Source organism: Falsiroseomonas sp. E2-1-a20 (genome assembly GCF_051433195.1).
GTDB lineage: Bacteria > Pseudomonadota > Alphaproteobacteria > Acetobacterales > Acetobacteraceae > Falsiroseomonas.
Genome location: NZ_JBHMFT010000001.1, coordinates 245,756 through 271,425 on the forward strand (window position 1 = coordinate 245,756; position 25,670 = coordinate 271,425).

At 70.3% G+C, this 25,670-nt stretch carries 29 protein-coding genes; 17 read left to right on the forward strand and 12 right to left on the reverse strand.

The window, feature by feature from the left end; genetic code table 11:
- Positions 1-97 precede the first annotated feature (97 nt).
- Genes accC through aroQ form a run of 3 tightly spaced genes read right to left on the reverse strand, consistent with a single transcriptional unit; the run spans position 98 to position 2,351 of the window.
- Positions 98-1,441 carry an acetyl-CoA carboxylase biotin carboxylase subunit gene (gene accC / locus ACFHPP_RS01210; protein ID WP_437161437.1) on the reverse strand — a complete coding sequence of 448 codons (1,344 nt, stop codon included), beginning with the start codon at positions 1,439-1,441 and terminating at the stop codon, positions 98-100.
- A complete protein-coding gene (gene accB, locus ACFHPP_RS01215) occupies positions 1,441-1,896 on the reverse strand; it encodes an acetyl-CoA carboxylase biotin carboxyl carrier protein (protein ID WP_437161438.1) in 456 nt (151 codons plus the stop codon). Before accB ends, accC begins: the two co-directional genes overlap by 1 nt.
- Complete coding sequence (aroQ, locus tag ACFHPP_RS01220) at positions 1,896-2,351, reverse strand: type II 3-dehydroquinate dehydratase (protein WP_437161684.1); 456 nt, start codon at positions 2,349-2,351, stop codon at positions 1,896-1,898. Before aroQ ends, accB begins: the two co-directional genes overlap by 1 nt.
- 153 nt (positions 2,352-2,504) lie before the next feature.
- Here aroQ and thiS point away from each other — a divergent pair, with 153 nt between their 5' ends.
- From thiS to ACFHPP_RS01245, 5 genes are all read left to right on the forward strand, one after another.
- Positions 2,505-2,711, forward strand: a complete 207-nt coding sequence (gene thiS, locus ACFHPP_RS01225; protein WP_437161439.1) for a sulfur carrier protein ThiS — start codon at positions 2,505-2,507, stop codon at positions 2,709-2,711.
- A 1-nt stretch (position 2,712) separates the two neighbouring features.
- Entirely contained in the window at positions 2,713-3,504 is a 792-nt protein-coding gene (locus tag ACFHPP_RS01230; protein WP_437161440.1) for a thiazole synthase, read from the forward strand.
- 75 nt (positions 3,505-3,579) lie between these two features.
- Positions 3,580-3,981, forward strand: coding sequence for a hypothetical protein (locus ACFHPP_RS01235; RefSeq protein ID WP_437161441.1), 402 nt, complete (start codon positions 3,580-3,582; stop codon positions 3,979-3,981).
- Between the two features lie 408 nt (positions 3,982-4,389).
- Positions 4,390-5,520: a type III PLP-dependent enzyme gene (locus tag ACFHPP_RS01240; RefSeq protein ID WP_437161442.1), complete on the forward strand. Its 1,131-nt coding sequence runs from the start codon at positions 4,390-4,392 to the stop codon at positions 5,518-5,520.
- An 87-nt stretch (positions 5,521-5,607) separates the two neighbouring features.
- On the forward strand, positions 5,608-6,072 hold the full coding sequence (locus ACFHPP_RS01245) for an Lrp/AsnC family transcriptional regulator (protein WP_437161443.1): 465 nt from the start codon (positions 5,608-5,610) through the stop codon (positions 6,070-6,072).
- Between the two features lie 51 nt (positions 6,073-6,123).
- Here the strand turns inward: ACFHPP_RS01245 and ACFHPP_RS01250 are convergent, their stop codons facing one another.
- Positions 6,124-7,713 carry an ABC transporter substrate-binding protein gene (locus tag ACFHPP_RS01250; protein WP_437161444.1) on the reverse strand — a complete coding sequence of 530 codons (1,590 nt, stop codon included), beginning with the start codon at positions 7,711-7,713 and terminating at the stop codon, positions 6,124-6,126.
- A 104-nt stretch (positions 7,714-7,817) separates the two neighbouring features.
- On the opposite strand from ACFHPP_RS01250, the gene ACFHPP_RS01255 reads away from it, so the two are divergent.
- From ACFHPP_RS01255 to ACFHPP_RS01280, 6 genes are all read left to right on the forward strand, one after another.
- The gene (locus ACFHPP_RS01255) at positions 7,818-9,422 is read left to right on the forward strand and encodes an ABC transporter substrate-binding protein (RefSeq protein WP_437161445.1); all 1,605 of its coding nucleotides are present in this window, start codon (positions 7,818-7,820) and stop codon (positions 9,420-9,422) included.
- Positions 9,423-9,431: 9 nt separating this feature from the next.
- Complete coding sequence (locus ACFHPP_RS01260; RefSeq protein WP_437161446.1) at positions 9,432-10,403, forward strand: ABC transporter permease; 972 nt, start codon at positions 9,432-9,434, stop codon at positions 10,401-10,403.
- A 13-nt stretch (positions 10,404-10,416) separates the two neighbouring features.
- Entirely contained in the window at positions 10,417-11,346 is a 930-nt protein-coding gene (locus ACFHPP_RS01265; RefSeq protein ID WP_437161447.1) for an ABC transporter permease, read from the forward strand.
- An 8-nt stretch (positions 11,347-11,354) separates the two neighbouring features.
- Positions 11,355-12,365 (forward strand): ABC transporter ATP-binding protein, encoded by a 1,011-nt coding sequence (locus ACFHPP_RS01270; protein ID WP_437161448.1) that lies wholly within the window; start codon positions 11,355-11,357, stop codon positions 12,363-12,365.
- Positions 12,362-13,399, forward strand: a complete 1,038-nt coding sequence (locus tag ACFHPP_RS01275; RefSeq protein ID WP_437161449.1) for an ABC transporter ATP-binding protein — start codon at positions 12,362-12,364, stop codon at positions 13,397-13,399. Before ACFHPP_RS01270 ends, ACFHPP_RS01275 begins: the two co-directional genes overlap by 4 nt.
- A 161-nt stretch (positions 13,400-13,560) precedes the next feature.
- Positions 13,561-13,992, forward strand: a complete 432-nt coding sequence (locus ACFHPP_RS01280; RefSeq protein ID WP_437161450.1) for a hypothetical protein — start codon at positions 13,561-13,563, stop codon at positions 13,990-13,992.
- Positions 13,993-14,163: 171 nt separating this feature from the next.
- Here ACFHPP_RS01280 and ACFHPP_RS01285 read toward each other — a convergent pair whose 3' ends face one another.
- Entirely contained in the window at positions 14,164-14,670 is a 507-nt protein-coding gene (locus ACFHPP_RS01285; protein ID WP_437161451.1) for a hypothetical protein, read from the reverse strand.
- A 133-nt stretch (positions 14,671-14,803) separates the two neighbouring features.
- Between ACFHPP_RS01285 and ACFHPP_RS01290 the strand changes: the two genes are divergently transcribed.
- Entirely contained in the window at positions 14,804-14,992 is a 189-nt protein-coding gene (locus ACFHPP_RS01290) for a hypothetical protein (RefSeq protein ID WP_437161452.1), read from the forward strand.
- 2 nt (positions 14,993-14,994) lie between these two features.
- On the opposite strand, the gene ACFHPP_RS01295 is transcribed toward ACFHPP_RS01290, so the two are convergent.
- Together ACFHPP_RS01295 and ACFHPP_RS01300 are read right to left on the reverse strand one after the other, a co-directional pair.
- Entirely contained in the window at positions 14,995-16,338 is a 1,344-nt protein-coding gene (locus ACFHPP_RS01295; RefSeq protein ID WP_437161453.1) for an ATP-binding protein, read from the reverse strand.
- Between the two features lie 6 nt (positions 16,339-16,344).
- A complete protein-coding gene (locus ACFHPP_RS01300) occupies positions 16,345-17,073 on the reverse strand; it encodes a response regulator (RefSeq protein ID WP_430669981.1) in 729 nt (242 codons plus the stop codon).
- Between the two features lie 240 nt (positions 17,074-17,313).
- Between ACFHPP_RS01300 and ACFHPP_RS01305 the strand changes: the two genes are divergently transcribed.
- From ACFHPP_RS01305 to ACFHPP_RS01325, 5 genes are read left to right on the forward strand one after another with little or no spacing between them, the layout of a single operon-like run.
- Positions 17,314-18,036, forward strand: a complete 723-nt coding sequence (locus ACFHPP_RS01305; protein ID WP_437161454.1) for a DNA-3-methyladenine glycosylase family protein — start codon at positions 17,314-17,316, stop codon at positions 18,034-18,036.
- Positions 18,033-19,199 carry an aminotransferase gene (locus tag ACFHPP_RS01310; protein WP_437161455.1) on the forward strand — a complete coding sequence of 389 codons (1,167 nt, stop codon included), beginning with the start codon at positions 18,033-18,035 and terminating at the stop codon, positions 19,197-19,199. The genes ACFHPP_RS01305 and ACFHPP_RS01310 overlap by 4 nt, the downstream gene beginning before the upstream one ends.
- A 37-nt stretch (positions 19,200-19,236) precedes the next feature.
- Entirely contained in the window at positions 19,237-19,908 is a 672-nt protein-coding gene (locus ACFHPP_RS01315) for a DsbA family oxidoreductase (protein WP_437161456.1), read from the forward strand.
- Positions 19,909-19,938: 30 nt separating this feature from the next.
- A complete protein-coding gene (locus ACFHPP_RS01320; RefSeq protein ID WP_437161457.1) occupies positions 19,939-20,496 on the forward strand; it encodes a LemA family protein in 558 nt (185 codons plus the stop codon).
- Between the two features lie 25 nt (positions 20,497-20,521).
- On the forward strand, positions 20,522-21,673 hold the full coding sequence (locus ACFHPP_RS01325; protein WP_437161458.1) for a M48 family metalloprotease: 1,152 nt from the start codon (positions 20,522-20,524) through the stop codon (positions 21,671-21,673).
- Here the strand turns inward: ACFHPP_RS01325 and ACFHPP_RS01330 are convergent.
- From ACFHPP_RS01330 to bcp, 5 genes are all read right to left on the reverse strand, one after another.
- Positions 21,567-22,199, reverse strand: a complete 633-nt coding sequence (locus ACFHPP_RS01330; RefSeq protein WP_437161459.1) for an aspartate/glutamate racemase family protein — start codon at positions 22,197-22,199, stop codon at positions 21,567-21,569. The two genes, ACFHPP_RS01325 and ACFHPP_RS01330, sit on opposite strands and share 107 nt — an antisense overlap.
- 4 nt (positions 22,200-22,203) lie before the next feature.
- Positions 22,204-22,677 (reverse strand): hypothetical protein, encoded by a 474-nt coding sequence (locus ACFHPP_RS01335; protein WP_437161460.1) that lies wholly within the window; start codon positions 22,675-22,677, stop codon positions 22,204-22,206.
- 93 nt (positions 22,678-22,770) lie between these two features.
- The gene (locus ACFHPP_RS01340) at positions 22,771-23,985 is read right to left on the reverse strand and encodes an MFS transporter (RefSeq protein WP_437161461.1); all 1,215 of its coding nucleotides are present in this window, start codon (positions 23,983-23,985) and stop codon (positions 22,771-22,773) included.
- A gap of 133 nt (positions 23,986-24,118) precedes the next feature.
- Positions 24,119-25,198: a hypothetical protein gene (locus ACFHPP_RS01345; RefSeq protein ID WP_437161462.1), complete on the reverse strand. Its 1,080-nt coding sequence runs from the start codon at positions 25,196-25,198 to the stop codon at positions 24,119-24,121.
- The gene (bcp, locus tag ACFHPP_RS01350; RefSeq protein ID WP_437161463.1) at positions 25,198-25,668 is read right to left on the reverse strand and encodes a thioredoxin-dependent thiol peroxidase; all 471 of its coding nucleotides are present in this window, start codon (positions 25,666-25,668) and stop codon (positions 25,198-25,200) included. The genes ACFHPP_RS01345 and bcp overlap by 1 nt, the downstream gene beginning before the upstream one ends.
- Between the last annotated feature and the right edge of the window lie 2 nt (positions 25,669-25,670).

A 25,670-nucleotide genomic window follows, 5' to 3' on the forward strand; every position in this document is an offset into this window, starting at 1 on the left:
TCAAACTGGCGCCGGCTCACCCCGCCAGTATGCGCCAACCTGGATGGCGCTGCGAGGGCAGGTTGCCGCAGCGGCTGTCAGGTTTATGTTGGCATTGTCAAGATTGTTGAGAGACGAATTTCTCCAGCCAGTGGATCGTATAGTCGCCGGCCTGGAATTGCGGGTCGGCTACGATGCGCTGGTGCAGCGGCAGCGTGGTCTTGATGCCGCTGACCACCATTTCCGCCAGCGCGCGGCGCAGGCGGGCGATGGCTTCCGGCCGGGTCTGGCCATGCACCACCAGCTTGGCCACCAGGCTGTCGTAGTGCGACGGCACGGTATATCCGGAATACAGCGCGCTATCGACCCGCACGCCGAGCCCGCCGGGCGCGTGGTACATGTCCACCCGGCCGGGGCTGGGGGCGAAGGTCTCGGGGTCTTCGGCCGTGATCCGGCACTCGATCGCGTGGCCGGAGAAGCGCACCTCGTCCTGCGTATAGCCGAGCGGTTCGCCGGCCGCGATGCGGACCTGTTCCTTCACCAGGTCGACGTTGCAGACCATCTCGGTGACGGGATGCTCGACCTGCAGGCGGGTGTTCATCTCGATGAAGGCGAACTGGCCATCCTGCCACAGGAACTCCAGCGTGCCGGCGTTGCGGTAGCCGAGCTGGCGCAGACCGCCGGTGACCTGCGCGCCGAGCGCCATGCGTTCGTCATGCGTCAGCACCGGACTGCCGGCTTCCTCCACCAGCTTCTGGTGGCGGCGTTGCAGCGAACAGTCGCGTTCGCCGAAATGCACGACGCTGCCGTAGTTGTCGGCCAGCACCTGCAACTCGATGTGGCGCGGCCGGTCGAGGTACTTCTCGAGGTAGACGCTGTCGTCGCCGAAGGCGGCCTTGGATTCGGCGCGGGCGACGCGGAAGGCCTCGTCCAGCTCGTCCTCGCTGCGCGCCACCTTCATGCCGCGCCCGCCACCACCGGCGGCCGCCTTGATCAGCACCGGGTACTTCACCTGGTCGGCGACGGCGCGGGCTTCCTCGAAGCTCGTCACGGCGCCCTCGGAGCCCGGCACCAACGGCACGCCGAGCCGGCGCATCGCGTCCTTGGCGGCGATCTTGTCGCCCATCATGCGGATATGCGCGGGCGAGGGGCCGATGAAGGCGAGGCCATGCGCCTCCACCATCTCGGCGAAGTTCGCATTCTCCGACAGGAAGCCGTAGCCGGGATGGATCGCCTCCGCCCCGGTGATCGCGGCCGCCGAGAGGATCGCCGCCATGTTCAGGTAGCTGTCGCGGGCCGAGGGCGGGCCGATGCAGACGCTTTCATCGGCCAGCCGCACATGCATCGCGGTGTTGTCCGCGGTGGAATGCACCGCGACGGTGCGGATGCCCATCTCCTGGCAGGCACGATGGACGCGGAGCGCGATCTCGCCGCGGTTCGCGATCAGAACCTTCCTGAACATCACTCGATGATCATCAACGGCTCGCCGTATTCCACCGGCGACCCGCCATCGACGAGGATGCGCGTCACGGTCCCGGCGCGCGGGGCGCGGATCTGGTTGAAGGTCTTCATCGCCTCGATCAGCATCAGCGTCTGGCCCTGCGCGACCTTGGCGCCGAGCGTGACGAAGGCCGCGGCACCCGGCTCGGGCGAGAGGTAGGCGACGCCGACCATGGGGGAGGTGACCAGGCCCGGATGCGCCGCATCGGCCTCCGCCGCCGACACCGCGGCGACCGGCGCCGCCACGGCGGCCGGCGCGGCCGCGGCCGGCACATGCGCCACCGCCTGCACCGTCACCTGGCGCGCCACGCGGATGCGGCTGTCCTTCTCGACCAGCTCGATCTCGGTGAGGTCGGTCTCGCGCAGGATCTTGGCGAGTTCACGGATCGCGTCCGCGTCGAATCGCACGCCCGACATCAGGGCTCTCCCTCTGCGGCCACGAGCTCGGCCATCGCCTGGAGCGCCAGCGCATAGCCCTGGATGCCAAGCCCGGCGATGACGCCGGTGGCGGCCTTGGAGACGTAGCTCAAGTGGCGAAATTCCTCGCGGCGGTGGATGTTGGAAATGTGGACCTCGATCACCGGCAGGTCGACGGCCTTCAACGCATCCATTAGGGCGATGGAGGTGTGGCTGTAGCCGGCCGGATTGATGATGATGCCGGCGGCGCGGCCGCGGCATTCCTGCACCCAGGTGATCAGCTCGCCCTCGCCGTTCGTCTGCCGGAAGTCGATGGCGAGGTCGAGCTGGTCCGCGGTCTCGGCGCACAGTGCCTCCACGTCGTCGAGCGTCGCGGCGCCATAGATCTCCGGCTGGCGGGTGCCGAGCAGGTTCAGGTTGGGGCCGTTCAGGACGACGATCAGCGGCGGGGTCACGGGAATCCCGGGTTTTTCAGGGTGGGCCGGGCTAGCACGGCCCGAACGGCAGGGGCAAGCCGGCCGCCAGGCTTCCATATGCCAGCCCTGCGCCGGGTGCGTCTTGTTCGCGGCCCGGGCGGCGGCCATCTTCCGGGCATGACAGAGACGCGCATGACGATCTCCATCGAGGTGAACGGCGAGGCCCGGCAGGTGCCGGAGGGCGCCTCCGTGGCCGAGCTGCTGACGCTCATCGGCCTCGCGGCGCCCAAGGTCGCGGTCGAGCGCAACCTGGAGATCGTGCCGCGCTCCGCCTGGGCCGCGACACGGCTGGCCGAGGGCGACCGGCTGGAGATCGTGCATTTCATCGGGGGTGGCTGAGATGGACGGATTGGCACAGGCTGACGAGGGCTGGACCGTCGCCGGCCGGCGCTTCCGCTCCCGCCTCGTGGTCGGCACCGGCCGCTACAAGGACCTGCCGGAGACGCAGCGCGCCATCGAGGCCTCGGGCGCGGAGATGGTGACGGTGGCGGTGCGCCGCGTGAACCTGTCCGATGCCAGCCAGCCGATGCTGCAGGATTTCGTCCCCCCCGACCGCTACACCTACCTGCCCAACACCGCCGGCTGCTTCACCGCGCAGGATGCCGTCCGCACCTTGCGCCTGGCGCGGGAAGCGGGGGGCTGGAACCTGGTGAAGCTGGAGGTGCTCGGCCCGCCGCCCTTCCTGTATCCGGACATGGCCGCGACCTTCGAGGCCGCGGCGGCGCTGCTGGCCGATGGCTTCGAGGTGATGGTCTATTGCGCCGACGACCCGGTGGCGGCGAAGCGGCTGGAGGAGATGGGCTGCGTCGCCATCATGCCGCTCGGCGCACCGATCGGCTCCGGCCTCGGCGTCGCCAACCCCTTCATGATCAAGGCGATCATCGCCCAGGCGAAGGTGCCGGTGCTGGTCGATGCCGGCATCGGCACGGCGTCGGACGCCGCGCTGGCGATGGAGCTCGGTTGCGACGCGGTGCTGCTGAATTCGGCCATCGCCCATGCCGGGGACCCGGTGCGGATGGCCCGCGCCATGAAGGCGGCGGTGGAGGCGGGGCGGGACGCCTTCCTGGCCGGCCGCATGCCGCGCAGCGCGGCGGCGGACCCGTCCTCGCCGGTCTCCGGGCTGATCCGCTGAACGCAGGCTTGTTCCCAGACGTGAACTAAGTTTAGCGTTATTCCCGTGGCGAACGGTTCGCCATGGGAGGAAAGCATGTTCAGCCGTCGGTTGTGGTCCCTGTTCGGGGCCGTTGCGCTCTCAGCCTGCGTCGAGGCGCCGCAGCAGGCCGTCTATGTCCAGCCGCAGGGCCAGATCCAGCAGCGCGCCGTGGTGACCCGGCCGGCCTGCAACACCGCCTTCCGCGTGGTCAACCAGTCCGGCCGCACGGTGGAGCGGCTGTATTTCAGCCATTCGAGCCTGGGCGCCTGGGGCAATGACCAGCTCGGGCGGTCCGTGCTGGCGCCGGGGCGGCAGGTGACCTACCGGGCCGCCAATGAAGGCTCCTACGACTTCCGCGTGGTCTGGAACAACGGCCAGGCCTCCGAACTGCGCCGCATCAATGTCTGCGCCGCGAGCCAGATCACCATCACCAACCGGGGGCTGATCGCCAGCTGAAGGTGATGCGGCCGGTTCAGGCGGATTCGCTTGGAACCGGTCGCCTTTTCAGGAGGCATCACGGGCGCCCCCCGGGGCGGGCAGGGGGGCTTTCCGGCGCTTCACGGCGTTTCGCGGAAAAAAAACGGCCGGCTTGGTGAAAACCGCTTTCCCCCTCGCGGCATCGCGCCTATATGCGCCGCAGACGCAGTACGCACGTGCCGAAGGCCCCAGGCCCACGGAGCAGCCCGAATGATCGGGGTTGCCACCGCGGCGCAAGGTTAACGCAACGACGTCAAGCGTTCTGGCACCCCGGCGGGCTCAACCCCGCCGGTTTCTCTTTGGTCGCTGGTTCGTTCGACCGTTTCGTCAATCTAGGGGCCGCCCCCGCAGGGGCTGTCTCCGCCATTCCAGGGGAGTACGGGCGCGATGAACCCGAAAATCGCTTCGTATCTACGCGACCAATCGCCCGCCACGCCATGCCTGGTGCTGGATGTGGACCGCGTTGCGCAGAACTACAGCAGGATGAAGTCCGCGCTGCCCCTGGCGCGCGTCTACTACGCCGTGAAGGCGAACCCGGCCGCGCCGATCCTGGATCGGCTGAGCGCGCTCGGCTCCTCCTTCGATGCGGCGTCCTGGGAGGAGATCCAGGCCTGCCTCGAGGCCGGCGCGGCGCCCGCCGACATCTCCTTCGGCAACACGGTGAAGAAGGAGAGCGCCATCAAGGCCGCCTTCGCCGCCGGCGTGACGATGTTCGCCTTCGACTCGGAGCCGGAGCTGAAGAAGCTCGCCCGATCCGCCCCGGGCGCGCGCGTCTACTGCCGCATCCTGGTGGAGAACAAAGGGGCCGAGTGGCCGCTCTCGCGCAAATTCGGCTGCGAGCCGGAGATGGCGAAGGCGTTGATGCTGAAGGCCGCCGAATGGGGCCTCGACCCCTACGGCATCTCCTTCCACGTCGGCAGCCAGCAGACGCAGACCGGCGCCTACGAGGCGGCGATCGCGCGCGTGGCGATGATCTTCACCGATCTGCGCGATGCCGGGATCAACCTGCGCATGGTGAACCTCGGCGGCGGCTACCCGGTGCGCTACCGCGCCGAGGTGCCGGAGATCGACCAGTTCGGCGATGCCATCATGGGCGCGATGACGGAGCATTTCGGCAACGCGCTGCCGGAGATGGTGATCGAGCCGGGCCGCTTCATGGTCGGCGATGCCGGCGTGGTGTCGTCCGAGGTGGTGCTGGTGTCGCGCAAGTCGGAAGATGATCCGGTGCGCTGGGTCTACCTGGATATCGGCCGCTTCGGCGGGCTGGCGGAGACGGAGGGCGAGGCGATCCGCTACGACTTCCGCACGCCGCATGACGGCGCCGCGGAAGGCCCGGTGACCATCGCCGGCCCGACCTGCGACAGCACGGATACGCTGTACGAGAAGTCCAACTACCGGCTGCCGCTGGCGCTGGATTCGGGCGACCAGGTGCAGCTTCTGTCGACCGGGGCCTATGTGACGACCTATGCGAGCCAGGCCTTCAACGGCTTCCGGCCGCTGGCCGAACACTACATCTGACGGCACTCGGCGCGGATCGCCGGAAAAGATGCGGCGGGCGAGAGCCCGCCGTTTCTTTTTTTGTCCGGGCTGGGCTAATCTCCGCCCATGGATGAAATCGACCGGAACCTCGTCGTCGCGCTGCAGGAGAACGGCGCGGCCGGACTCGCGGAATTGTCCAAGGTCGCGGGCCTGTCGGTCTCCGCGACCGCCGAGCGGGTGAAGCGGCTGGAGGAACGGCTGGTGATCCGCGGCTGGCGGATCGACCTCGATCCGGTCGCGGCCGGCTGCCCGCTTCTCGCCTTCGTCTTCGTCGCCATGCATCCCGGGCAGGGCGATGCCAACTTCATGGCGGCGATGAAGGACCATGAGGCGGTGCTGGAATGCCACACCGTCACCGGCGCCTGGTGCTACCTGCTGAAGCTGCGGCTGGCCGATATCGCGGCGCTGGAGACCTTCGTCTCCGAGGCCGTGCGCGGCCAGCCCGGCGTCGCGCGCACCGAGACGATCCTGGCGCTGGCCTCGCCCAAGGAAACCGCCATCCTGCCCGTCGCCGACGCCGAGGAGGAGTAAAGCCCTCTCCCCCTCGGGGAGAGGGTTGGGTGAGGGGGCTCCCGCCCGCCTTCAATTGGCCGGCCGCGCCCCCATCGCCACCGTCCGCTCATCCATCCGCGGCTCGTAGGAGATCCCGCGGCGGGTCGCCCAGAAGTTCACCAGCTGGAACAGCGGGATCATCGCCGTCTCGCGGTCCACCATCGCCACCGCCTCCTGCAGCAGCTTCTCGCGCGACGCATCGTCCAGCGTGCCGGCGGCGCGCGCCGTCAGCGCATCCAGCTCCGGGTTCGAGTAGCGGGAATTGTTGGAGGCGCCGGTGCGGCGTTCGCGGTTGTAGGTGCCGAAGATGTTGACCAGCATGTAGCTGGCCTCCCCGGTCACGCTGCCCCAGCCGGCCAGGCGGGCGTTGAACTCCTGGCGGGAATTGCGCGCGGCATAGCTGGTCCAGGGCAGCGCCTCCACCGCCGTCCGCACGCCGACCCGGCTCCACATCTGCGCCACCGCCTGCGCGGTGCGGGCATCGTTCGGGTAGCGGTCGTTCGGCGTCGTCAGCGTCAGCCGGAAGCCCTGCGGGAAGCCGGCCTCGGCGAGCAGGCGGCGGGCACCCTCCGGGTCCACGCGCGGGGTCTGCACCGCCGGGTTGTAGGAGAAGGACCCCGGCGGCAGCCACTGGCCGGTCGGCTTCGCCGTGCCCTCCATCACCCGTTCGGCGAGCGCCTCCCGGTCGATGGCGATGGACAGCGCCCGGCGCACGCGGGGATCGAGCATCGGGTTGCGCGGCAGCGGGCGGCCTTCGTTGTCGCTGACCAGCACCGGCGCGGTGTCGGTGCGGGAGAAGTCGGTCATCAGGTAGATCAGGCGCAGGCCCTGGATCTCCGAGATGTTCAGCCGCTGGTCGCGCCGCAGCCGGGCGATGTCGGTGGACGGCACCTGGTCGATCACGTCGAGGTCACCGGCCAGCAGGCCCGCGGTGCGCGCCGCGTCGTTGGCGACGAAGCGGTAGGAGACGCGGCCCCAGGGCTCGGCGCCCTTCCAGTAGGCCTCGTTGCGGGCGAATTCGGTGCGGTCGCCGGGGCGGTAGGAGACCAGGCGGTAGGGCCCGGTGCCGATCGCGGCGCGGCCGGCATTGTAGTCCTCCGTCGCCGCACCCTCGCCGACATGGCGGGAGATGATCTGGATCGAGGCCAGTTCGGTCGGCAGCAGCGGGTGGGCCTGGGCGGTGTGGAAGCGGATGGTCAGCGGGTCCACCACCTCGACGCGGCTGATGGCGCGGACGAAGCCGCCGAAGCCGCCCGGGCTGTTCGGCACGTTGGGCGCGCGGCCGATGGTGAAGGCGACGTCTTCGGCGGTGAAGTCCCGCCCGTCATGCCACTTCACGCCGGCGCGCAGCTTGAACTCCCAGGTGGTCTCGGACACCGCGCGCCAGCTTTCGGCCAGCGCCGGCTGGATGCGCGCCGTCGCATCCTGTTCCACCAGGCGGTCGAAGATATGCATGGTCAGGCTGATGTTGGGCGAGGCGTTGTAGAAATGCGGGTCGAGCGAAGTCGGCGATCCGCCGATGCCAATGGTCAGGTTGGGTTGCGCCAGGACCGGGGCGGCGCCCAGCAGCAAGCTTGCGGCCAGCAGGGCGCGCCCGAGGCGGGGGCGGGATGGTGTCATTATGCGGATACTCTCGGCAGTGGCAGGAATGCGGCAGCCTAGCCGCATGGCTGCCATGCTGCTACAGGTGCCGCTTCGGGGAAGCTTCGAATGAGGAGAGCGTGATGCGCAACAGCATCCGGAATGCCACCACGGTGGCCGTGTCGGCCTTGGTCCTGGGCCTGGCACCGGTCCACCTCGCATCGGTCCACGCCCAGACCTTGAACATGGGCGTCGGCTCGCCCGTCACGTCGCTCGACCCACACTACCACCAGCTGTCGCCGAACAATGCCGTCAGCGACATGATCTTCGACAAGCTGGTCAGCACGGATGCGGCGGCGCGCAACATTCCGGGCCTTGCGCTGTCCTGGTCCGCGACGGGCCCGACCACCTGGGAATTCAAGCTGCGGCCGGACGTGAAGTTCCACAACGGCAACGCCTTCACGGCGGAAGACGTGGTCTTCACCATCAACCGCCTGCCGAACGTGCCGAACAGCCCGTCCTCCTACGCCGCCTATGCGCGGCCGATCGAGCGGATGGAGATCGTCGACCCGCTGACGATCCGCTTCCACACGCGCGCGCCCTATCCGCTGCTGCCGCTGGACATGACCAATGTCCGCATCCTGGATTCGGAGACGCATGCGGATGCGACGACCGAGGATTTCAACAACGGCCGCGCCGCGATCGGCACCGGTCCGTGGCGCGTCGTCGCCCATCGCAACGGCGACCGCATCGAGTTCGCGCGCAACGATGACTACTGGGGCGACAAGCCGGCCTTCGAGCGTGTGAACTACCGCATGGTCACCAACGACGCGACGCGCACGGCATCGCTGCTGTCGGGCGACCTCGACATCATCGACCAGGTGCCGACCAGCGACCTCGCCCGGCTGCGCCGCGACCCGAACATGAACGTGGCGGAGACCGTCGGGCTGCGGCTGATCTTCCTCGGGCTCGACCATCTGCGCGGGGCGAACGAGAATTCGCCGCAGATCACCGACAACAACGGCCAGCCGCTCGGCCGCAATCCGCTGGCCGATGTGCGGGTGCGCCGCGCGCTGTCCATGGCGATCGACCGCAAGGCGATCGCGGAGCGTGTGATGGAGGGGGCGGCGACGCCGTCCGGCCAGTTCCTGCCGCCGGGCACCTTCAGCCATGTGCCGGACGTGCAGGCCCCGGCCTACGACGCCGACGCCGCCCGCCGCCTGCTGGCCGAGGCCGGCTATCCGAACGGCTTCCGCATCACGCTGTCCGGCCCGAACGACCGCTACATCAACGACAGCCGCATCATCCAGGCGGTCGGCCAGATGTGGACCCGCATCGGCGTCCGCACCGCGGTGGAGGCGCAGACCTGGTCCACCTTCGTCGGCCGCGCCGGGCGGCAGGAATTCTCCTCCTTCCTGATCGGCTGGGGCTCCAACCCGGATGGCAGCCACCCGCTGCGCAACATCATCGGCACCGTCTCGCGCGAGCGCGGCTGGGGCGCGTCGAACCGCGGCCGCTATTCCAACGCCGAGGTCGACCGCCTGCTGACGGAGGCGCTGGTGGAGCTGGACGAGCCGAAGCGCGAACAGCTGCTGATCCGCGCGCAGCGCATCGCCGCCGAGGACGTGGCCGTCATCCCGCTGCACATCCAGACCAACATCTGGGCGATGCGCCGCGGGCTGACGCATACCGCACGGGTGGATGAGCTGACGCGGGCGCAGGATACGCGCCCGGCCGCAGCCCGGTAACGCCCGCCGATGAGCGTCTACCTCCTCCGCAGGCTGATCCAGGCCGTCGGCGTCGTGCTGGCGATGTCGGTGATCGTGTTCATCGGCGTCTTCGCCATCGGCGACCCCGTCGAGATCCTGATCAGCCCCGATGCCGACCAGATCGAGCGGGAGCGCGCGGTGGCGGCGCTCGGGCTCGACCTGCCGCTGTGGCAGCAATACCTGGTCTTCCTCGGCAAGGCGGTGCAGGGGGATCTTGGACGCTCCTTCGTGTTCAACGAACCGGCGCTGCAACTGATCCTGCAGCGCATGCCGGCGACGCTCGAGTTGGCTTTGGCCGCGACCGTCGGCGCGATCATCATCGGCCTGCCGCTCGGCCTGTATGCGGGCCTCAAGCCGAACAGCATCGCCAGCAAGGGCATCATGGCCGGGTCGATCCTCGGCTTCTCCCTGCCCACCTTCTGGGTCGGGTTGATGCTGATCATGGTGTTCGCCGTGCAACTCGGCTGGCTACCCTCCACCGGGCGCGGCGAGACGCGGGAGCTGCTGGGGCTGCAATGGTCCTTCCTGACGCTGGACGGGCTTTCGCACCTGGCGATGCCGGCGCTCAACCTGGCCCTGTTCAAGATCAGCCTGGTCATCCGCCTGACCCGCGCGGGGGTGCGGGAGACGATGCTGATGGACTACGTGAAGTTCGCCCGCGCCAAGGGGCTCAGCCCGTTCCGCGTCACCTTCGTGCACGTGTTCAAGAACATCCTGATCCCGGTCGTCACGGTGACTGGCCTGGAGTTCGGCAGCACCATCGCCTTCAGCGTGGTCACCGAAAGCATCTTCGCCTGGCCGGGGATGGGCAAGCTGATCATCGACAGCATCAACGTGCTCGATCGCCCGGTGATCGTCGCCTACCTGATGATCATCGTGCTGATGTTCATCACCATCAACCTGGTGGTGGACCTGATGTATTCGGTGCTGGACCCGCGCGTCCGGCTCGACAGCAAGTGAGGGGAGGCACGCCATGAGCGCCGTCGTCGGCCAGGAAGCGCCTCCCCGGGATCCCGCGAAGGACAAGGTGGAGACACCGTTCCAGCGCTTCGTCTCGGAGTTCTTCGAATCCAAGCTGGCGGTCGGCGGGCTGGTGGTGATCTCCATCATCATCCTGGTGGCGATCCTGGCGCCCTTCATCTCGCCGCAAAATCCCTACGACCTCGCCGTGCTCGACATCATGGATGGGCGGCTGGAGCCGGGCGAGAAATCCGGCGACGGCGCCACCACCTTCTGGCTCGGCACGGACGACCAGGGGCGGGACATGCTGTCCGGCATCATGTACGGGCTGCGCATCTCGCTCACGGTGGGCGCCGGGTCGGCGCTGATCGCGTGCCTGGTCGGCGCCTCGCTCGGCCTCGCGGCCGCCTATGCCGGCGGCAAGACCGACAGCCTCATCATGCGCATCGTCGACCTGCAGCTGTCCTTCCCCTCCATCCTCGTCGCGCTGATGATCCTGGCCTTCCTCGGCAAGTCGGTGACCAACGTGGTCATCGCGATCGTCGTGGTGGAATGGGCCTACTACGCGCGGACGGTGCGCGGCACGGCGCTGGTGGAACGCCGGCGCGAATACATCGAGGCGGCGGAATGCCTGGCGCTGCCGCGCTACCGCATCCTGTTCCGCCACCTGCTGCCGAACTGCCTGCCGCCGCTGATCGTCATCGGCACCATGCAGGTGGCGCGCGCCATCGCGCTGGAGGCGACGCTGTCCTTCCTCGGCCTCGGCGTGCCGATCACCGAGCCGTCGCTGGGCCTGCTGATCGCCAATGGCTATGAATACATGCTGTCCGGAAAATACTGGATTTCCTTCTATCCGGGCATCGCGCTGCTGGTGACGATCGTCGCCATCAACCTGGTCGGCGACCAGTTGCGCGACGTGCTGAACCCGCGGCTGCAGAAGTAAGGTTGGGAATGGTCGAACCGTTGATCTCGGATGCCGCGCTGACGCCGACGCTGGAAGTGCGGAACCTGCGGACGCATTTCTTCACGCGCGGCGGCGTGGTGAAGGCGGTGGATGATGTCTCCTTCACCGTGGGCCGCGGCAAGGTGCTGGGGCTGGTGGGCGAAAGCGGCTCCGGCAAGACCGTGACGGGCTTCTCCATCATGGGCCTGGTCGACCCGCCCGGCCGCCTCGTCGGCGGATCGATCCTGTTCAAGGGCCAGGACCTGGCGAAGCTGTCCGAGGAGGAGATGCGGAACCTGCGCGGCAACCGCATTGCCATGATCTTCCAGGACCCGATGATGACGCTGAACCCGGTCCTGCGCATCGACACGCAGATGATCGAGACGGTGCAGGCGCATGAGAAGGTTTCCGACGCCGAAGCCCGTGCCCGGTCGCGCGATGCGCTCGGCATGGTCGGCATCCCGTCCCCGGATGAGCGCCTGAAATCCTACCCGCACCAGTTCTCCGGCGGCATGCGCCAGCGCGTCGCCATCGCCATCGCGCTGCTGCACCGGCCCGACCTGATCGTGGCGGACGAGCCGACGACGGCGCTCGACGTCACCATCCAGGGGCAGATCCTGGCGGAGGTGCAGAAGCTGTGCGCCACCACCGGCACCTCCATGCTGTGGATCACGCACGACCTGTCGGTGGTCGCCGGCCTCGCGGACGATATCGCCGTGATGTATGCTGGCCGCGTCGTCGAACATGGCGACGTCGGCGAGGTGCTGGATGCGCCGCTGCATCCCTACACCCACGGCCTGATCGGCAGCGTGCCGTCCCGCAACAAGCGCGGCGTGCCGCTGCGGCAGATCCCGGGCATGACACCTTCGCTGCTCAACCTGCCGGAAGGCTGTTCCTTCCGCACCCGCTGCCCGCGCGCGGCGGCGGATTGCGTGGTGATGCCGGAACTGCATGGCTGGCTGCCGGGCCGCCTGGCGCGCTGCCACCACCCGCATCTCGAGGAGGTGGCGACGGCATGAGTGAAGTCCAGGAAGCGCCCCGCACCTTCACCGACACCGAGACCCCGATGGTGGAGCTGCGCGGCGTCTCGCGCCGCTTCTCCAAGAAGCTCGACATCGCCGCCCGCCTGGCGCGCCGCCTCGGCGCCTCGGTGAAGGAGGAGATCGTCCATGCCGTGGACGGCGTCGACCTCCGCGTCCGCAAGGGCGAGGTGGTGGGCCTGGTCGGCGAATCCGGCTGCGGCAAATCCACGCTCGGCCGCATCGTCGCGGGCATCCTGCCGCAATCGGAAGGCGACGTGTTCTGGAACGGCCAGAACGTCGCGGCGATGCAGGGCGAGGCCGCGAAGATCGCGAAACTGCGCCGGCAGATGATCTTCCAGGACCCCTATGCCAGCCTCAACCCGCGCATGCGGGTGGCGGACATCGTGGGGGAGGCGCCGCTGGTGCATGGGCTGACCAACCGGTCCGGCTTCGATGCCTATGTCGATGCGCAGATGCGCCGCGCCGGGTTGGACCCCGTCTTCAAGCGGCGCTACCCGCACCAGTTCTCCGGCGGCCAGCGGCAGCGCATCGGCATCGCCCGCGCGCTGGCGGTGGCGCCGGAATTCATCGTCTGCGACGAGGCGGTGGCGGCGCTCGACGTGTCGATCCAGGCGCAGATCCTGAACCTGTTCATGCAGCTTCGGCGCGACCTGGACCTGACCTACCTGTTCATCAGCCACGACCTCGGCGTCGTCGAACACCTCAGCGACCGCGTGGTCATCATGTATCTCGGCCGCGTGGTCGAGGAGGCGCCGACCGAGCGGGTCTTCGCCGCCGCGAACCACCCCTACACCCAGTCGCTGCTGGCCAGCGTGCCGCGCATCGGCAACCGCAAGCGGGCCTTCGCGACGGTGAAGGGGGAAATTCCGTCGCCGCTGAACCCGCCGCCCGGCTGCCACTTCCACCCGCGCTGCCCGCACGCCTTCGACCGCTGCCGGGTGGAGGTGCCGAAGCTGCGGGCCATCGCGCCGGACCAGCGCAGCGCCTGCCACCTGAACGACGCGGCCTGATCCCGCCATTCCGCGCACAATGGGAAAGCCGCGGCCTGGTCGCGGACTTCCTGGCGGGGCGTGACGCGGCGACGGACCCGCGCTGGGCCACGAGCGGCGCAGAAGACCAGGGTGAATATGCGCGCTGGGCCGAACACCTCTGCGGCTGCGCCTGCCTGCAGATGGTGCTCGGTGCGCTCGGCCGCCCGGTGCCGCCGATCCATCAGGTGCGGCGCGGCGTGCAGGCGGCGGGCGGCTATGTCGAGACGCCCGAGGGCATCCGCGGCCTGATCTACGCCGGCGCCGTCACCTGGCTGGCAGGGCAGGGCATCCCGGCGCGCATCCTGTTGGAACAGTCGGCGCAGGATGTGGCCCGGCTTGTCGAGGCGCCGGCCAGACTGTTCATCGCCTCCGTCCACCCCGGCATCCGGCGACCGGAGACGCCGCCGCCCGCGCGGGGCGGGCACCTGGTGCTGGTCTTCGGCCTGGACGCGGCGGGCGCGCTGCGCCTGCACAACCCCTCCGGCGACAGCCCCGCGACGCAGGCGGATGCGCGCCTTCCGGTCGCGCAGTTCCAGGACTTCTTCGCCGGGCGCGGCATCCTGGTCGGCTGAGAGACCGTTTGAGAATACCGGGCGGGTCGGCTCCGCGGGTCTTTTCCGCCCCTGGGGCGTCGTCGAACTTGCCGATGCAACCAGCATCGGCGGCGTCCGCCTTCTGCCAGGGACGCAAAATACCCTGCGGATCCTCAGCCGCCGGCATTCTCAAACGCTCTCCGAGGCCGGTCAGGTCCGCTTGGTCTCCGGCGCGCTGCCGCGGCCGCGGCCGGGCGGGTCGGAGGGATCGCTGTCCGAGGGACCGGCGGCAGGCGGGCGGCTGCCGCCACGACCACGACCCGGCGCGTCGGAGGGGTCGCTATCCGTCGCGCCGGCAGGCGCCCGGTTGCCGCCGCGGCCGCGGCCCGGCGGGTCGGACGGGTCGCTGTCGGACACGCCGGCGCGCGGGCGGTTGCCGCCGCGGCCACCACCCGGCGGGTCGTTCGGGTCGCTGTCGGAGACGCCGCTGCGCGGACGGTTGCCGCCGCGCCCCGCGCCCGGCTCATCCGAAGGGTCGCTATCGGTCAGGCCGCTGCGCGCCGGGGGCGTGGGCGTACTGCCCTTTGCGCCCGGCAGGCCGCCGCCACCGGATTTGCTGCCCTGCGCCAGGCCGGCAGCCGGCGTGGCGGCGACGCCCGCGGTGGCGACCCGCAGCACCAGCAGGCGTCGGCCGAGAAACCCATCGGATGCAGACATGCGGCGTTCCTCCATCGGGTCATGTTCGCGGCGCGGCGGGGGTTCCACAAGGGGTTCGCATGTCGCCTCTGTTTCGACGCTGGACACACTTTCAGTGCTTGCGTTCATGTTCTCATTATGTTCCAGTCACCCCATGAGCACAGCAACCTTCCCCCTCCGTCCGGAGATCCCCGCAGACCTCCGCATCCCGCCCCGCCCGCGCGTGCTGCACGCGCCCCTTGCCCGGGAGCCCCTGTGGCGGGAGGCGATGCGCTGGTCGACCCTCGCGCTGTCCGCCAGCCTGGTGGCGGGCGAGGTGGCGCTGGCTTTGTTCGGGCCCTGATCTCAGACCGGTATGGTGGCGATGGCCGCGATGCCGCCCTGCGGCCGGTTGCGCAGCACCACGTCGCCGCCATGGGCGCGGAAGATGTTGCGGGCGATGGGCAGGCCGAGGCCGGTGCCGCCGGTTTCCCGGTTCCGGCTTTCCTCCAGCCGGCGGAAGGGCTGGAACACCGTCTCCAGATCCGCCTCCGGCACGCCCGGCCCGTCGTCTTCCACCGCGATCCGTATGCTGCCCGCGACGGGCGGCGCCAGGGCCAGCCGGGCGGACCCGCCATAGATCACCGCATTGGCGACCAGGTTGGCCAGCGCCCGCTTCAGGGACCCCGGCCGCGCCGCGACGGTCAGGTGTTCAGGCCCCTCATAGGTGATGCTGTCGGCATGGTCTGGCCGCGCATCCGCGGCCTCGTCCAGCACGGTGCGGCACAGGGACGCCAGGTCGACGGGCACGGAGGGCTCCCGCGTCGAATCATCCCGCGCGAAGGCCAGCGTGGCGGCGATCATCGCCTCCATCTCGTCGAGGTCGGCCAGCATCTTCCGGCGCTGTTCGTCATCGTCCAGGAACTCGGCGCGCAGCTTCAGGCGGGTGATCGGCGTCTTCAAATCGTGGCCGATGGCCGCCAGCATCTGCGTGCGGTCGCCGACGAAGCGGCGGATGCGCTCGGCCATGGTGTTGAAGGCGCGGGCGGCGGTGGCGACCTCGGCCGGGCCGGTCTCCGGCAGCGGGGTCGCATTCACGTCGCGGCCGAGCCGGTCCGCCGCGGCCGCCAGCGCCGCCACCGGCCGGGTCAGTCGCCGCACCGCCCACAGCGTCAGCGCCACGGCGGCCAGCGTCATCAGCACGAAGGCAACCAGGAAGGTCTCGGAATGCCAGGGCCGCGGCGGCGGCATTTCCAGCCGCAGGTTCAGCCAGCCCTGGTCCGGGAAGCGCAGGCTGACCATCAGCCGACCCGGGTGGCGGTCCGTCGCGATCAGGACCTCCCGCGGGCGAAAGCGCGGCGGGGCGTGGCGCAGGCCATCCAGCCGCAGCAGGCGGATCAGCTGCGGCGGCGGTGGCGGAAAGCCGGGCTTCGCCAGCGCGTCGTCATCCACCGTGAGCGACAGCCCCGGCGGCATGTCGAGGTCATCCACCAGCCCGCGGCGCCGCTCCGGCGCCACCTGCAGCAGGCTGCGCCAGGCGCCGTAGGACCGCTGGGAGATCTCCCGCGCCTGCTGGAAGCGCTGCAAATCCACGCGGTCCAGCGCATGGATGGTCAGGCCCGCCACCTGCACCAGGATCAGGCCGGTCAGCAGCACCAGCGCGGTGCGCCCCGCGAGGGTCTGGGGCCAGAGCCATCGCAGCCAGCGCATCCCGGCTCAGCTGCGTTCGACGGTGGCGGACAGCACGTAGCCACCGCCGCGCACGGTCTTGATGACCTGCGGGTTGCGGCCGTCATCCTCCAGCTTGCGGCGGAGGCGGGACACTGCCACGTCGATGGCGCGGTCGAACGGCCCGGCCTGCCGGCCGCGCAGCAGGTCCATCAGCATGTCGCGCGTCAGCACCCGGTTCGGGCGTTCCACCAGCACCATCAGCAACTCGTACTCGCCGCCGGTCAGCGGCACCTCCGCGCCCTGCGGGTTGACCAGGCGGCGGCGCGTCGGCTCCAGCACCCAGCCGGCGAAGCGCAGGATGCGGGCGGGCGGTTCCTGGGAGGGTCCGGTGCTGCTGTCGGCGGTGGCGCGGCGCAGCACGGCGCGGATGCGGGCCAGCAATTCGCGCGGGTTGAAGGGCTTTGCCACATAGTCGTCGGCGCCGAGTTCCAGCCCGACGATGCGGTCCGTATCCTCCCCCATCGCGGTCAGCATGACGATCGGCACCTCGGATTGCGTGCGCAGCCAGCGGGCCAGGTCGAGCCCGGATTCGCCCGGCATCATGAGGTCCAGCACCACCAGGTGGTAGCGGCCGAGCGGCCAGAGCTTCCGCGCCTCCCGCGCATCGCGGGCCACGGTGACGCGCAGCGATTGCTTCTCGAGGAACTTGCCGAGCAGTTCACGAATTTCACGGTCGTCGTCGACGACGAGGATGTGGGGGGCGGTGGCGTCCATGGCCGTAACATAGTGCGGCGCGGGCCGGCACCTAACGCCGATTGGCAGATGAATGTTGCAGCATGTGACGGGCGCGGCCGCGGCAACGAAGCGTTGCAATTCAGGTGGTTCCAGACCCTTGGACGGTGGCTGCGTCGGGGCAAATTGCAGGGGGCAGGACGCTGGCCCGGCACGGCCCCGATGGGGCCACGGGGCCACCCCCCTCCCGGCCCGGGCTGGCGTGCTGTAGTGGCGGCGGGGATGAGCCCCCCTCCTGCATCCCCGCCGCCGAACTTCCCCGCGGGCCCTGCCTGGGCGCGGCAGGCGGTGGCGGCGCTGGTCGCGGCGGACCCCGACCTCGCGGCGATCGAGGCGGCGGCCGGTCCGCTGCCCTGGCGGTCGCGCCCGGCCGGCTTCGGCGGGCTGCTGCGCACCATCTGCGGGCAGCAGATCTCGAACCAGGCGGCGGGCGCCATCTGGCGGCGGCTTTCCGCCATTCCAGGCGCGCTGGACCCGGCCGGTCTGGTGGCCATGGAGGATGACGTGCTGTGCGGCGTCGGCGGCCTGTCGCGGCCGAAGGCGGCGCATGCGCGGGCGCTGGCGGCGGCCTGCCTCGACGGATCGCTGCGCCTGGACCGGCTGGGGGCGATGGCGGATGAGGAGGCGGTGGCGCACCTGTCCGCCGTGCGCGGCCTCGGGCGCTGGACTTCGGAGGTGCACCTGCTGTTCGCGCATGACCGGCCCGACATCTTCCCGAGCGGCGACATCGCGCTCGCCGCCAGCGTCGCGCAGTTGAAGCGGCTGCAGGTGCGGCCGGCGCCGAAGGAGCTGGCGCGGATCGCGCTGGCCTGGGCGCCCTGGCGCGGCGTGGCGGCGCGGCTGTTCTGGCATCATTGGCGGCACGTCACGGGCCGTCCGATCATCGAGGATGATCCGGCGGCCGCATTGCCCGCGCCGGCCGGTGGCGGCACGCTGCCCGCATGAACCTCTCCGCCCGCCTTCGCGAAACCGCCGAGCCACCGATCCCCGCCGCCCGCGCCTGGGCCGCGCGCTATGCCGGCGGCGCCGGGCCGGCGCTGGACCTGACGCAGGCGGTGCCGGGCTACCCGCCGCCGCCGGAGTTGCTCGTGCGGCTGGCGCAGGCCGCCGGCAGCCGGGACTGCGCCGGCTATGGCGCCATCGACGGCGACCCGCCGCTGCGCAAGGCGCTGGCCGACGACATGTCCGCCGTCTACCGCGCCGGTATCAAGGCCGCCGACATCGCGATTACCGCCGGCTGCAACCTCGCCTTCGCCATGACCATGGCAGTGCTCGCCGAGCCCGGTGAGGCGGTGATGCTGCCGGCGCCCTGGTACTTCAACCACCAGATGGCGCTGACGATGCAGGGCGTTCGCGCCGTGCCGCTGCCGACCCGGCCGGAGAACGGCTTCGTGCCGGACCCTGCGGAGACCGCCGCGCTGATGGACGCACACCCGGTCCGTGCCCTGGTCCTGGTCTCGCCCAACAACCCGACCGGTGCCGTCTATCCCGCCGCGGTGATCCAGGAATTTTCCGAGATTTGCCGGGCGCGCGGTACCTGGCTGGTGCTGGACGAGACCTACCGGGACTTCCTGACGCCGGAGCAGTCGCCGCCGCACGGGCTGTTCGGCGACCCGTCGTGGCGCGACGGGCTGGTCCACCTGTATTCGTTCTCGAAGGCGTATTGCGTGCCGGGACACCGGATCGGCGCCATCGCGGCGGGGCCGGCCTTCCGCGCGCAACTCGCCAAGGCGCTGGACACCTGGCAGATCTGCCCGGCGCGGCCGGCGCAGGAGGCCCTGGCCTGGGCGGTGTCGGGGCTGCTTGAATGGCGCGAAGGGAACCGTTTGCTGATGGCGGACCGCGCCAAGCTGTTCCGCGCTGCCGTGGCGCAGCTTCCGGGCTGGCGGCTCGACGCCATCGGCACCTACTTCGCCTATCTCCGCCTGCCGGAGGGGGCGCCGGATGCGTTGGAATCCGCGGAACTGCTGGCCTCGACCCAGGGGCTGATGACGCTGCCCGGCCCCTTCTTCGGCCCCGGCCAGCAGCGCCACCTCCGCCTCGCCTTCGCCAATGCGGGGGCGGAGGTGCTGGCCCAGGTGCCGGGGCGGCTGGCAGCGCTGGGCTGAACCTCCCATATCCGCGGCAGCAGGAGAGAGAACCGCCATGACCCAGCCCGTCCGCACGCTCGACATCGTCTCCGACGCGATCTGCCCCTGGTGCTGGATCGGCAAGCGGAACATGGAAGCCGCGCTGGCCGATCTGGCCACGGACGGCCTGCGCTTCGCCATCCGCTGGCGCCCCTTCCAGCTCAACCCGGACATGCCGGAGGAAGGGGTCGAGCGCGCCACCTACCGCGCCCGGAAATTCGGCTCCGAGGCGCGGGGGCGGGAGCTGGATGCGAATGTGGCGGAGGCCGGCCGCGCCGCCGGGCTGGAATTCCGCCACGACCGCATGCTGCGCACCCCCAGCACCGTCCGGGCGCACCGCGTCATCCGCATGGCGGAGGCCGCCGGCGTGCAGGATGCGGTGGTGGAAGCGCTGTTCCGCGGCTACTTCCAGGAAGGCCAGGACATCGGGGACATCCTGGTGCTGGCGACGCTGGCCGATGGCGCCGGGCTCGACTCCGTCGCCGTCACCACGATGCTGCGCGGCGAGGAGCACCTGGCGGAGGTGCTGGCGGAGGATGCCGCCGCGCGGCAGGGCGGCATCTCCGGCGTGCCGTCCTTCCTGATGGACCGGCACCTGCTGTTCAGCGGCGCCATGCCGCCGCCGCGCATGGCGGAGGCGTTCCGGCGCGCCGATGGCATCCTGGCGGCCCGCGCCGCGGCGGCGTAACGTCCCCGGCTTCCGGATGGGGGTCGCCGCATGGAATGGGTGCTGCTCGGTCTCGTCGTCCTGCTGCTGCTGTGGCTGGTCGTCATCTACAACCGCCTGGTGTCGCTGCGGCAGGTCGTGGCGCAGGCCTGGGCGGATATCGAGGTGCAGCTCAAGCAGCGGCACGATTTGATCCCGAACCTGGTCGAGACCGTGAAGGGCTACGCCGCGCATGAAAGCGGCACGCTGGAGGCGGTGATCCAGGCCCGCAACGGCGCCGTCCGCGCCCAGGGGCCGGAACAGGCCAGCGCGGCGGAGGGCCAGTTGGGTGCCGCGCTCGGCCGGCTGTTCGCGCTGTCCGAGGCCTATCCGGACCTCAAGGCCAACACCAACTTCCTGTCTCTCCAGGCCGAACTGTCCGGCATCGAGAACACCATCGCGGCGGCGCGGCGCTTCTTCAACAATGCCGTGGCCGAGTTCAATGCCGCGATCCAGTCCATCCCGGCGGTGTTCTTCGCCGGCAGCCTCGGCTTCCACCCGCGCGGCTTCTTCGAGCTGTCGGAGGCCGAGCGTGTAGCCACCCAGGCGCCGCCGCAGGTGAAGTTCTAGCCCCGGGCCGGAAGGGCACGCGGCGATGCAGGCCGTTGGCCTTCGGACCCACGCCTGGAACACGGCGCTGCGGTCCATCCTGCTGCTGGCCGGCTTTCCCGTGCTGCTGGTCGCCATGGGCTATGCCGTGGCGCTGCTGCTGGTGGCGGGCGACGCGCCGGATGTGCCGACCGGCCTGGTGATGGCGGCGCAGCGCCTGCCTGCCATCATCCCGCTGGCACTGCTGCTGGCCTGCATCTGGTTCGCCATCGCCTGGTTCGCGCATCGCCGCATCCTGGATCTGGTGACCGGCGCCAAGCGGGTGAGCGAGCCGAAGCAGGAGCCGCGCCTGTGGCGGCTGACGGAGGCGCTGTGCATCAGCCGTGGCATGCGCCTGCCGCGACTTTCCGTGATCGAGACCCCCGCCCGCAACGCCTTCGCCGCCGGGATGACGGCCGACCGATCCGCGGTGACGGTGACGCGCGGGCTGCTCGATGCGCTGGACGATGCCGAGATTTCCGCCGTGCTGGCGCATGAGCTTGCGCATATCCGCAACGGCGATGCCCGGCTTGGCGTTGTGGCCGCGGTGTTCGTCGGCGTCATCACGCTGGTGACCGACGGCGCCTGGCAGATGCTGAAGCTGATGCGCTTCCGGCGGATGGGCGGCATCGGGCGCGGCCGTTCCTCCTCATCCTCCTCCCGCACCTCCGGTGGCGGGCGTGGGGGCGGAGCGCTGGTGGTGGTGGCGCTGATCGCCATCGCCATCCTCATCGCCGTGCTGGCGCATCTGCTGGCGGTGGTGCTGCGCATGGCACTGTCGCGCAACCGCGAATACCTGGCCGATGCCGGCGCGGTGGAGATGACGGCGAATGCGGATGCGATGATCTCGGCCCTGCGCAAGGTGGCGCAGCAGCCGGATTTGCCGGCGGTTCCGGACCAGGTGCGCGCGCTGTTCCTGCACGATGCGGTGCTCAGCCGCGGCTGGTCGTGGTTCGCGACGCATCCGCCCATCGAGGATCGCGTCGTCGCCCTGGTGCGCTATGGCGGCGGCCGCGACCCCGGCCCGCTGCCACCCCTCGATCCGGCGCCGCTCAGCCCGCCAGCATCGCCTTCAGCCGACGCACCGCACTCCCCGGCGTCGTCACCACCGGCAAACCCGTGGCATCGGTCACCGCCCGGGCCGCCCGCGCCAGGCTGAACTGGCCGAGCAGGATCACGTCGCAATCCGCAAGCCGCCGCGCCGCCTCCGCCGCCAGCCGGTCATGCGTCGCGCCATCCCCGGCATCGAGCGCCGCCAGCGCCCCCTCCGCCAGGCAGGGCACCACGGTGACGCCGGGCGAAAACTCCGGCGGCATGGAAGTGAGCGTGCCGGGGAAGCTGGCCAGCAGGCCGATGCGGCGGCCGATCGCCACCGCCTCCTCGATCGCCGCCTCGTTCGGCTTCAGCACCGGGATCGGCGCGAGGTCCGCCGCCACCGCCTCGATGCACGGCCCGAAGGCGGAACAGGAAAACAGCACGCCCTGCACGCCGGTGCCGTGGGCATAGCGGCCGAGCGTCAGGAAGCGGTCGGTCATCGCAGGCGTCAGCGCCCCGCCCCGCGCCAGGTCGGCCGAGAGGCTGTCATCCAGCAGGTTCATCAGCCGCGCCTGCGGCCAATGCTCCGCGAAGGCCGCCTCGATCGGCGGCGGGGAATGCCGCAGCGCGTGGATCAGCGCGATCCGCACCGGATCAGTTGCCGACGCAGCGCGTGAGGGGGGAGGGGAACTCGGCGCAGTTCGGGAAGGCGATTTCGTTCTCGCCGCGGCGTTCGACGATCAGCGAATTCGGCCCGCCCGGGCAGCCGAAGCCGACATCGGCGGGCATGCGGGAGGCGAGCGCATTGCCGCCGCCGGCCGCCGGGACGAAGCGGAACTCCAGCGCGTTCGGCGAGGCGGCGACCGTCTCGATAAGCCGCTGGCGATAGGCGACGTCGAAGATCGAGGCGCGCAGCACCACGTCGCGGGTGAAGATCACGCTGGGCTGGCCGGTGCAGCGCGGCCCGCTGGTCTCGCCCGGCGGGAAGATGCCGCCGGTCCAGGAGCCGAACACCCAGGCGTGCGGCGGCTCCGCCCGTGGCGTGGCCGGCTGGGCTCCCGCCTGTTGCGCGGCGGCGCTGCCACCGAGCGCCGCCACCATCGCCACCACCAGGATCGACCGTCGCATCCCGCATTCCTTCACTGATGCGGCGATGATAGCGCGGCCGGGGTGGCCGCGCCTATCGGGGTCGTCCGCGGCTGGCGCCGTGTTGTCCGCGCCTCAGGCCGCCGCCGCCGCGGCCTTGGGCACGCCCGGGTCCTTCACCGGCAGGTGCACCAGCGCCGCGAAGGCGGAGGCGCCGACGCCGATCCACCACATCATGTCGTAGGACCCGGTCATGTCCAGCACCACGCCGCCCATGAAGGCGCCGGTGAAGCCGCCGAGCTGGTGGCCGAGGAAGACCAGGCCGAAGATCGTCGCCAGCCACTTCGTGCCGAAGTTGCGCGCCACCAGCGCCACCGTCGGCGGCACGGTGGACAGGTACAGGATGCCCATGATGGCGGAGAAGACCAGCACGGTGGTGGTGGTCTTCGGCACCAGCATGAAGCCGGTCATCAGCACGCCGCGCGCCGCATAGATGATGACCAGCAGCTCCCGCCGCTTCCAGCGCTGCGTCAACTCGCCGGCCCCGAGCGAGCCCGCGATGTTGAACAGGCCGATCAGCCCGATGGCGCCGGCGCCGACCGCGACCGGCAGGCCGCAGTAATGCACGAAGCCGGGCAGATGGACGGTGAGGAAGGAGATGTGCAGGCCGCAGACGAAGAAGCCGAAGAACAGGTACCAGAAGGTCGGTGTCCGCAAGGCGCGGGACAGCGCCGCGCCCGCGGTTTCATCATCCTGCGCCGCCAGCTTCGCGCGCGGTGGCTCGGCCAGCGGCAGGGCCAGCGGAATCATCAGCAGGGCGACGGCCGCCATCATCGCCAGCGTCACCTCCCACCCCAGCGTGCCGATGCCGAGCCCCGCCAGCGGCACCACCAGGAACTGCCCGAAGGACGACCCGGCGGTGCCGAGGCCCACGGCGCGGCCGCGCTGGTGTTCGGGCAGCAGCCGGGTCAGCGTCGCGATGATCACCGGCATGCCGGCGGCGGAGACCGCGATGCCCATGACGATGCCGGCGAAGAAGGTGAAGACGCCCAGCGCCGAGGCCATCAGCATGCCGAGGATGCCGATGGCGTACAGCACCGCACCACCGATCACGACGACGCGCCCGCCATAGCGGTCCGCCACCTGGCCGCAGATCGGCTGGCTCACCCCGTTCAGCAGCACCTGCAGCGCGATCGCGAAGGAGAAGCCGGAGGCGGTCCAGACATTCGCCTCCGTCATCGGCGCCAGGAACAGGCCGAAGGCGTTGCGCAGCCCCATGGCAAGCGCGGCGCAGAGGACCGCGCAGGTCATGAGCACGCCGGCTGTGACGGCAGGGCGGCTGGTCATCATCTTGCCTCTCCGGGTCGGGCCGCCGCCGATGCAGGTCCGGCCGCGCGACCAGTCAGCACGGAATTCCGGCCCGGTTCCAGCGGCGCGTGGCGCGATGGCCCGCGCCGCTGCCCTGCGCGCCCGGCATGGGTCGCTAGGCCGCCTTGCGAATCGCCAGCCCGAGGGCGGTGAAGACCAGCCCGGCATGCCGCTGCTTCGGCCGCGGTGGGGCATGCGGGCCGATGGAGACCTCGCCGTCCAGCGGGTGCAGCCCCGGGTGGAAGTTCACCGGCAGCAGTTCGTGCCCCATCACCTGGAGCTGCGCTGCCAGCGCCTCCAGGTCCCGCCGGCGCAGCAGGGTCAGGCCGGGGTGCTCCATCGTCACCACGTCGGAGCGGATGTTGAAGGCCAGCGTGTGCAGCGACAGCCCGCCGGGACGCAGCACGCGCAGGCTGTCCTCGAGGAACTGGCTGGCGGCGGCGATCGAGCCCAGGCGGTCCACGGCGGAGGCCGACCAGCAGAAGTCAAACTGCCCGTCGAGGTCGGCCGGCAGGCTGGTCATGTCGATCGGCCGGTAGCCGACCAGCTGCTCGAAATCCGTGAGGTGCAGGATCTCGGGGTGGAACAGCGCCATGAGATGCGCGCCCGGCGGCAACGGCACCTCGGCTGCTTCATGCGGCGTGTCGCTGGCCAGCACCGCGACGCCGCGGGACGCCAGCAGCGCCGGGATGCGCTCGCGCCCCACGCCGAAGCCAAGCCCGCGCCGGCCCGGCTCGATCATCCCGGCGGTGGCCAGCATGGAGACGACCCAGGCCTGTTCCCAGCTGCGCCGCGTCTGCGTCGGCGCCATGCCCATCGCCTCGGCGATCTCGCCGAAGGCCGGATCATCGAATTGCGACATGGTGCAGAACTGGCCGACCGGGTTGTCCAGGTTCGGCGGCTCGAAGCGGAAGGGGAAGCCCGGGTCGGCCGGTGGGCGCATCAGGAACAGCGGCATGCCGTAGCTGGCCGAATTGTCCAGCGCGCGGTCGTAGAAGTCGAAGAACTCCCAGGTATTGGCGAAGACGCGGCGCATCGTGTCGAGGTCGGGCATGTGGCGATGCGCCTCGACCTCCTCCGCCGAGGCCGGCTCGCGCCCGATCAGGTAGCGGAACGCCCAGGTGACCGCCTCGGCGCTCATCGGCTTCGGGGACGCGTCCGGTCCCGCGACGCCCGCTTCCGCCTGTTCGTCCATCACAACCCCTTTGCTGCCTCGATCACCTGCGCCGCATGGGCTTCCGGCTTCACCTTGCGCCAGATCCGCGCGATCCGGCCATCGGCGCCGACCAGGAAGCTCGACCGCTCCATGCCCATGTAGGTCTTGCCATACATCGACTTCTCCACCCAGACCCCATAGGCCTCGGCCACCTTGTGGTCCTCGTCCGAGGCCAGCGGAAAGGTCAGGTTGAACTTGCCCGCGAACTTCTCGATCGGCTTCATCGGGTCGGGGGAGACGCCGATGACGGCCAGCTTGAGCTTGCCGAGCTGCGGCAGCGCTTCCTGGATGCCGCAGGCCTGCTTGGTGCAGCCGGGGGTGTCCGCCTTCGGGTAGAAATACAGCAGGAAGGGCTCGCCCTTCAGCGCCTCCAGGCTGACGGTGCGGCCGCCGGAGGCCGGCATGGTGAAGTCGGGCGCGGCGGCGCCTTCGGCGAGCGTCTCGGACATGC

Excerpts from the sequence above, each read along its gene's own strand:
- ACFHPP_RS01265 (WP_437161447.1), top strand. The coding sequence starts at position 10,417 with ATGAGCGCCGTCGTCGGCCAGGAAGCGCCTCCCCGGGATCCCGCGAAG.
- thiS (WP_437161439.1), top strand. The coding sequence starts at position 2,505 with ATGACGATCTCCATCGAGGTGAACGGCGAGGCCCGGCAGGTGCCGGAG.
- ACFHPP_RS01325 (WP_437161458.1), top strand. The coding sequence starts at position 20,522 with ATGCAGGCCGTTGGCCTTCGGACCCACGCCTGGAACACGGCGCTGCGG.
- accC (WP_437161437.1), bottom strand. The coding sequence starts at position 1,441 with ATGTTCAGGAAGGTTCTGATCGCGAACCGCGGCGAGATCGCGCTCCGC.
- ACFHPP_RS01305 (WP_437161454.1), top strand. The coding sequence starts at position 17,314 with ATGAGCCCCCCTCCTGCATCCCCGCCGCCGAACTTCCCCGCGGGCCCT.
- ACFHPP_RS01320 (WP_437161457.1), top strand. The coding sequence starts at position 19,939 with ATGGAATGGGTGCTGCTCGGTCTCGTCGTCCTGCTGCTGCTGTGGCTG.
- ACFHPP_RS01250 (WP_437161444.1), bottom strand. The coding sequence starts at position 7,713 with ATGACACCATCCCGCCCCCGCCTCGGGCGCGCCCTGCTGGCCGCAAGC.
- ACFHPP_RS01345 (WP_437161462.1), bottom strand. The coding sequence starts at position 25,198 with ATGGACGAACAGGCGGAAGCGGGCGTCGCGGGACCGGACGCGTCCCCG.
- ACFHPP_RS01280 (WP_437161450.1), top strand. The coding sequence starts at position 13,561 with ATGGTGCTCGGTGCGCTCGGCCGCCCGGTGCCGCCGATCCATCAGGTG.
- ACFHPP_RS01275 (WP_437161449.1), top strand. The coding sequence starts at position 12,362 with ATGAGTGAAGTCCAGGAAGCGCCCCGCACCTTCACCGACACCGAGACC.
- ACFHPP_RS01270 (WP_437161448.1), top strand. The coding sequence starts at position 11,355 with ATGGTCGAACCGTTGATCTCGGATGCCGCGCTGACGCCGACGCTGGAA.
- ACFHPP_RS01340 (WP_437161461.1), bottom strand. The coding sequence starts at position 23,985 with ATGATGACCAGCCGCCCTGCCGTCACAGCCGGCGTGCTCATGACCTGC.
- ACFHPP_RS01240 (WP_437161442.1), top strand. The coding sequence starts at position 4,390 with ATGAACCCGAAAATCGCTTCGTATCTACGCGACCAATCGCCCGCCACG.
- ACFHPP_RS01230 (WP_437161440.1), top strand. The coding sequence starts at position 2,713 with ATGGACGGATTGGCACAGGCTGACGAGGGCTGGACCGTCGCCGGCCGG.
- ACFHPP_RS01235 (WP_437161441.1), top strand. The coding sequence starts at position 3,580 with ATGTTCAGCCGTCGGTTGTGGTCCCTGTTCGGGGCCGTTGCGCTCTCA.
- accB (WP_437161438.1), bottom strand. The coding sequence starts at position 1,896 with ATGTCGGGCGTGCGATTCGACGCGGACGCGATCCGTGAACTCGCCAAG.
- ACFHPP_RS01285 (WP_437161451.1), bottom strand. The coding sequence starts at position 14,670 with ATGTCTGCATCCGATGGGTTTCTCGGCCGACGCCTGCTGGTGCTGCGG.
- ACFHPP_RS01255 (WP_437161445.1), top strand. The coding sequence starts at position 7,818 with ATGCGCAACAGCATCCGGAATGCCACCACGGTGGCCGTGTCGGCCTTG.
- ACFHPP_RS01300 (WP_430669981.1), bottom strand. The coding sequence starts at position 17,073 with ATGGACGCCACCGCCCCCCACATCCTCGTCGTCGACGACGACCGTGAA.
- ACFHPP_RS01310 (WP_437161455.1), top strand. The coding sequence starts at position 18,033 with ATGAACCTCTCCGCCCGCCTTCGCGAAACCGCCGAGCCACCGATCCCC.
- ACFHPP_RS01315 (WP_437161456.1), top strand. The coding sequence starts at position 19,237 with ATGACCCAGCCCGTCCGCACGCTCGACATCGTCTCCGACGCGATCTGC.
- ACFHPP_RS01295 (WP_437161453.1), bottom strand. The coding sequence starts at position 16,338 with ATGCGCTGGCTGCGATGGCTCTGGCCCCAGACCCTCGCGGGGCGCACC.
- ACFHPP_RS01260 (WP_437161446.1), top strand. The coding sequence starts at position 9,432 with ATGAGCGTCTACCTCCTCCGCAGGCTGATCCAGGCCGTCGGCGTCGTG.
- ACFHPP_RS01335 (WP_437161460.1), bottom strand. The coding sequence starts at position 22,677 with ATGCGACGGTCGATCCTGGTGGTGGCGATGGTGGCGGCGCTCGGTGGC.
- bcp (WP_437161463.1), bottom strand. The coding sequence starts at position 25,668 with ATGTCCGAGACGCTCGCCGAAGGCGCCGCCGCGCCCGACTTCACCATG.
- ACFHPP_RS01245 (WP_437161443.1), top strand. The coding sequence starts at position 5,608 with ATGGATGAAATCGACCGGAACCTCGTCGTCGCGCTGCAGGAGAACGGC.
- ACFHPP_RS01290 (WP_437161452.1), top strand. The coding sequence starts at position 14,804 with ATGAGCACAGCAACCTTCCCCCTCCGTCCGGAGATCCCCGCAGACCTC.